Origin of the sequence: Enterococcus sp. HMSC076E04 (genome assembly GCF_001814285.1) — a bacterium.
In the GTDB taxonomy this organism is placed as follows: Bacteria; Bacillota; Bacilli; order Lactobacillales; family Enterococcaceae; genus Enterococcus_B; species Enterococcus_B lactis.
Genome location: NZ_KV815606.1, coordinates 1 through 5236, shown reverse-complemented (window position 1 = coordinate 5236; position 5236 = coordinate 1). Strand labels below are relative to the sequence as shown.

6 protein-coding genes are annotated in these 5236 nt (G+C 31.7%); 2 read left to right on the top strand and 4 right to left on the bottom strand.

What is annotated here, in order from left to right; genetic code table 11:
* The first annotated feature begins 69 nt into the window (after nucleotides 1–69).
* Nucleotides 70–567, top strand: coding sequence for a GNAT family N-acetyltransferase (locus HMPREF2961_RS08490; RefSeq protein ID WP_002316138.1), 498 nt, complete (start codon nucleotides 70–72; stop codon nucleotides 565–567).
* Nucleotides 568–603: 36 nt separating this feature from the next.
* On the opposite strand, the gene HMPREF2961_RS08485 is transcribed toward HMPREF2961_RS08490, so the two are convergent.
* The 3 genes from HMPREF2961_RS08485 to HMPREF2961_RS08475 all read right to left on the bottom strand — a co-directional run bounded on the left by HMPREF2961_RS08485 (nucleotide 604) and on the right by HMPREF2961_RS08475 (nucleotide 2676).
* On the bottom strand, nucleotides 604–1299 hold the full coding sequence (locus tag HMPREF2961_RS08485) for a PHP domain-containing protein (RefSeq protein WP_070704560.1): 696 nt from the start codon (nucleotides 1297–1299) through the stop codon (nucleotides 604–606).
* Between the two features lie 739 nt (nucleotides 1300–2038).
* Nucleotides 2039–2446: a type II toxin-antitoxin system death-on-curing family toxin gene (locus tag HMPREF2961_RS08480; RefSeq protein ID WP_002307501.1), complete on the bottom strand. Its 408-nt coding sequence runs from the start codon at nucleotides 2444–2446 to the stop codon at nucleotides 2039–2041.
* The gene (locus HMPREF2961_RS08475) at nucleotides 2443–2676 is read right to left on the bottom strand and encodes an AbrB/MazE/SpoVT family DNA-binding domain-containing protein (protein WP_002295764.1); all 234 of its coding nucleotides are present in this window, start codon (nucleotides 2674–2676) and stop codon (nucleotides 2443–2445) included. Before HMPREF2961_RS08475 ends, HMPREF2961_RS08480 begins: the two co-directional genes overlap by 4 nt.
* A gap of 321 nt (nucleotides 2677–2997) precedes the next feature.
* On the opposite strand from HMPREF2961_RS08475, the gene xerS reads away from it, so the two are divergent.
* Nucleotides 2998–4083: a tyrosine recombinase XerS gene (gene xerS, locus HMPREF2961_RS08470; protein WP_002295762.1), complete on the top strand. Its 1086-nt coding sequence runs from the start codon at nucleotides 2998–3000 to the stop codon at nucleotides 4081–4083.
* 62 nt (nucleotides 4084–4145) lie between these two features.
* On the opposite strand, the gene HMPREF2961_RS08465 is transcribed toward xerS, so the two are convergent.
* Nucleotides 4146–4700: a tyrosine-type recombinase/integrase gene (locus tag HMPREF2961_RS08465; RefSeq protein ID WP_002318477.1), complete on the bottom strand. Its 555-nt coding sequence runs from the start codon at nucleotides 4698–4700 to the stop codon at nucleotides 4146–4148.
* Nucleotides 4701–5236 lie beyond the last annotated feature (536 nt).

The following is a 5236-nucleotide window of genomic DNA, read 5'->3' as shown; positions in this document are numbered from 1 at the left end:
CTTTAGGATATTAAAATTAACTAGCACCACGGGTGATTTATAGTATACTATGTCAAAAGGAGGAGTTAGATGAACAATCAAATCACACTAGCGTATTTAGATTATGATGATCTAGATGCTTTACAAGTTGTAAGTGTTGTCAGTTTTTATGAATCGTTTATCGATGGCGCAGATCCACTTGATATGCAAGGATATTTACAGACACAATTGACAACTGAAATATTGGCAGTAGAATTGGCACAGTCAACCAGTAAATTTATTGGTATTAAGGATCATCAAATACTCATTGGTTATATGAAAGTCAATGATGAAAAAGATGCTATAGAGATTCAACGGATCTATCTGCTCAAAGATTATCAAAACAAAGGGTTAGGGCAACGGTTACTCGATGAAGCGAATCGTTATGCTAAAACGAAACAAAAACGTTATTTACGTTTGACTGTTTATGAAAAAAATCATGCAGGTATTCGTTTTTATGAACGTCATGGATTTAAAAAAATCGGGATCAAACATTTTCCTTTAGGAAAACAAGATCGTATTTGTCCGATTTTAGAAAAAGAAATCTAAAAAAACGTCCTCACTTTTGATGCTGAGGACGTTTTTTTAGACTGGTAATGGAACCATAATTCGCTTTCCTTTTTGATAAATCGCTAATTCCGTCACACCTTTTGCTTTTAACAGAGCAAAAAGATCATCGAAATGGAAACGGAAATGTTCAAGGTAATGCCCATCTGATCCAACACTAAACAAGGTACCACCACGTGAAAGATATAAATCGATGACATATTCATATAACGCTAAATTGTCATACAAGTAAGCGCTCTTAGCATTTAATTCGAATGCCAATTTATTTTTGATTACTTGATCTAGAATCGGTAAAAACTGCGCTTCATATTGTTTAAATTCAGCAACGGATAGACCAAATACCCGAAAACCATAGTCAAAATGAGCAAAGACATCTGCTTCTATAACAACTAGTGCTTCTGAAAGTTGTGCAAAATACTGAGGAATCACAATAGCAGGATCCATATCTTTGACTTCGTCATCTAAATAATCAAATTGACCATTATGATGCACACTGAGTAATTTTAAATCGTAATCTTTATCGGCTAAATAGTCGATGATCCGATCCTTTTCAGAAGCGATGTAACCGATTTCGATGCCTTTTAAAACACGATTGCCAAAACGCTTATTTAAGCTATCGATTTTTTGACTGTACATTTCATAATCGGGGATATCATCGACTTTAGTAACAGGATTGGCTAAGTCATAATGTTCAGTATATTTTGATGAACGCATATGTAGTCCTCATTTCTTGGGAGTTTTGAGACTACTGTATGCGTTTTTTTGTTGATTTACCAACATGTTTAAACATTTTCCTCTAGGAAAAAATTAACTAGCACCACGGGTACAGTATTAATTGACTTCTAGCAGAACAGGAAAAATGACCGAGCTTTCTCATGAGTTTCCAGTGATTGTTACTACTCCTAGTGCTACCCTTAACGGTATATTGGTGCAAGACAACAATGATAATAATTGCTATATAATGGTAGACGGTCAAACTCTATACAGAGGAACATACCAATAAATTTTGAGTCTTAATATGACTGATATTTATAAAAAATTCCTGATATTAGAACAAGAATACGCTGTCTTCAAATGTATAATATTACAATAGCACGATATAGCAATATTGTTATATCGTGTTTCATAATAATTAAGAGCTTTAAAATTAGTATTTATTAGATACTTAAAAGCTATTTTAGTATTGATAAATTGTTACCAGCAACAAAAAAGAAGTTACTTAGTGCTAACTTTTGAGCAACTGCTAGAGGAGGTAGGATATGGCTAATTATCCTGTAATTTTTATCGTATTTTCTAGAAATGTAATTATTCTCTTAAACATTCCAGCATATCCAAGTATATAGAAAATTTACGTTTTCTGTATACTTGGATTTGAATTATAGCTATTTGTAATTTACTTCAATTATTTCGCTATAGCAGCTAATAACACTATAAAGACACATACAGCAACTCCTTAAATGGGTTTCGTATGTGTCTTTATAGTGTTGATCACTTCATATTTTAGTTGGTCAAAATCCTTATCATATGTAGCAATATATACCACTAAATTTACAGCATCTTTTTGATCAATAGCTAAAAGCTGTCCATTGATTTTCAAAAAGACAAAAGTAGCTAAGAAAGCAGTACGTTTATTTGCATTATGAAAAGGATGTTTCTTTATCAATTGTATAAGTAGGATAGCTGCTTTTTCATAAATCGAAGGATAAACCTCTTCACCAAAAGCTGAGGCTCGAAGTTGTCCTACACACATTTCTAAAGCATTCGCGTCCTTTACACCAATGGGTTCATTAGGAGAGTATTTTTTTATTTGGATCACATTCATTTTTATAACATCTTTGGCTTCTAGGTAATGAACACTCATTTATCGACAAGCTCTCTAAAAGTAGTATCATATTCAGTTAATGCTTGAGATATTGCTACATCGATCTCATCAGATAAGGTTTGTTTTTTTGTAATTGCTGCTCGAAGTTTTTCTTCATCTAAAAAAACCGTATCTCCAGGATTTAACCCATTTTCTTTAAGAAACTCCTTTGAAATAGTTAATACTACTGAATTCCCTACTTCTCTGAATTTTCTTTCTTTGATTGCCATAGTCTTCTCCCCTTTTTTGTTTGTATATACAGTATATACGCTTATTGATTTTAAATCAATCGTAGTCCCTCTCATGTCTAACTCTATAGAAAGATTGTTCTTTCTATAGAATTAAGAAAAACCAAAAAAATTTTTAGAATACAAACTGCTATCCCCTCGCCTATTTATATATACCATTTATTTTATATGATTATATAGAACCTTACATAATTTGTGTTTTCCAAAAAAAATATAGCATACCAATTGACAAACGTCCCTATAATTGGTATAGTCCAATTGTAGGGATACTCCTCTCTCCTACTTATTGAAAGGATGAATGACATGAAAAATACAGAAATATATCAAAAAATAGATACAATCATACTTCATATGCCCGATTATATAAAAGATTTTGTTCAAGATCGTGAAGATAAAGATCAATCACCTCGAACCACTTTAGAATATCTAAAAAATTATAAGCTCTTTTATGAATGGCTTCTGAGTGAGTCTATCGTTCCTGATACTTCAATCACCTCGATAAGACATTTAACTGCCTATGACCTAAACTTGTACAAATCTCATTTGAAACGTCGCGCAAAAGAAAATGTAAAAAAAGATACAACAAAAGCTAAGCTCGAAGATAATAATAACTTAGGCCTATCCACTTCTACTATCAATAGAAATATAACAGCATTGAAAGTTCTATTTAAGTATCTTTCGAAAAGTTCCAATAATCCTCTAGGAAAACCATACTTAGACGATAATCCTATGGACCAGGTAGCAACTATCACAGATAAAACAACTTTAGCAGCTCGTGCAAATGCCATTGAGAAAAAATTATTTCTAGACGAAGATACACAAAATTATCTAGATTATATTGCCAATGAATATAAAAATACTTTGAGCAAACGAGCTCTGATCTATTACCATCGAGATGTAGAAAGAGACCTGGCGATCAATGCACTGATTTTAGGATCTGGATTGAGACTCTCCGAGGTTGTAAATATTAACTTAGATGATCTATCTTTGGATAAGAATAATGTGGTAGTAACTAGAAAAGGAAATAAGAGAGATGCGGTCAATATAGCAGCGTTCGCAATGGAATATTTAGCTAATTATCTAGCTATTCGGAAAGAAAGATATAAAGTAACAGAAAACGAAAAAGCATTATTTCTAGCAATTTACCAAGGAGAAGCCAAACGTATATCCGGTATTGCAATCGAACGGATGGTAGCAAAATATTCGAAAGGATTCAGAGTCCAAGTCAGTCCGCATAAACTGCGTCATACATTGGCTACTAGACTCTACCAACAGACGAATTCTTTGGTATTGACTGCCCAACAATTGGGACATTCAAGTACCAATACAACGACTTTATATACCCATATAGACAATGCGGCTACAATTGATGCATTGAATTCATTATAAAAAAAAGTCCAACTACAAATAGATTTCGTAGTTGGTTTTTTTTATCTCTAATCATGCAAAGATTAAATACCTAATTTAAATCCTTTTAAGGAAGCACCGATTTCATCTTCTGTAATTCCAATATATCTTTTAGTAATCGATTGAGAACTATGATTAAAAATAAACATTAAGGTAGCAATGTCTCTAGTTTTTTTGTAGTAGTGATACCCAAAAGTTTTTCTTAATGTATGTGTTCCTATATCATCTCTTCCTAATTTTTCCGCTATATCCGCATATATCTGATAGACACGATCCCTTGTTATATGTCGACCTTGTTGCCGACTTGGAAACAACCAATCATTTTCTTCTTTGCCTTCAGTATATAATAAAATCTCTTCTCTCAAATTATCTATGAAAATCGGTTTTCGCTTACCTGTTTTACGTTCAACAATAATAGGCTTACTTTTACCTCGTATATCTCCAACTTTTAATCCTATAATATCTGACATACGTAAACCATTATTGATTCCAAACAAAAATAAAAAACTATCTCTTTCCGGATTACTTGTTCTTCTTAGCCAAAACTGAAAATCTTGTATCTCTTCATTTGTCCTTAACGGTTGTACATTATAGCTCACTATTGTTTCCCTTCTTAAAAATATTCTGAGTTCATGATTATATATATACTTTACCATAATCATAAACTTATATACATACTCTGTTCAAAGTCAAGAAAATCAAGGGATTTAGTTTATGATTTTATATCATTTCAGTAACTCAGAATATTCCGACTATTTTGTACAAAAAAATTAACCTTACTTATATGAAGATTCTAAGCTCTTATTTAAATTTTAGACGGGCAGTTATCCGTAGAAGTTCTTAGAATAGCTAATTTACATAATTAAATTATATGAAATTTAAATTTGGACAATATACTAAGAACTCCCCTTACTATAAAGTGAAATAAATTAGCATATGAATAACCGTGCTACCAAGCTTTTCATTAATAAAATATTTTTATTAATATTTTATAACTTTACGCAAGATCATAATTTTGTCTGTGTAGATATTTCGTTATATCACTAAAGATAATAAGATTTAATGACCTCATTAATATTGTTTGCTAGGTCCAAACTCTTATTAGAGAGTGTAAAATATTTTGTGTAAATAGAAA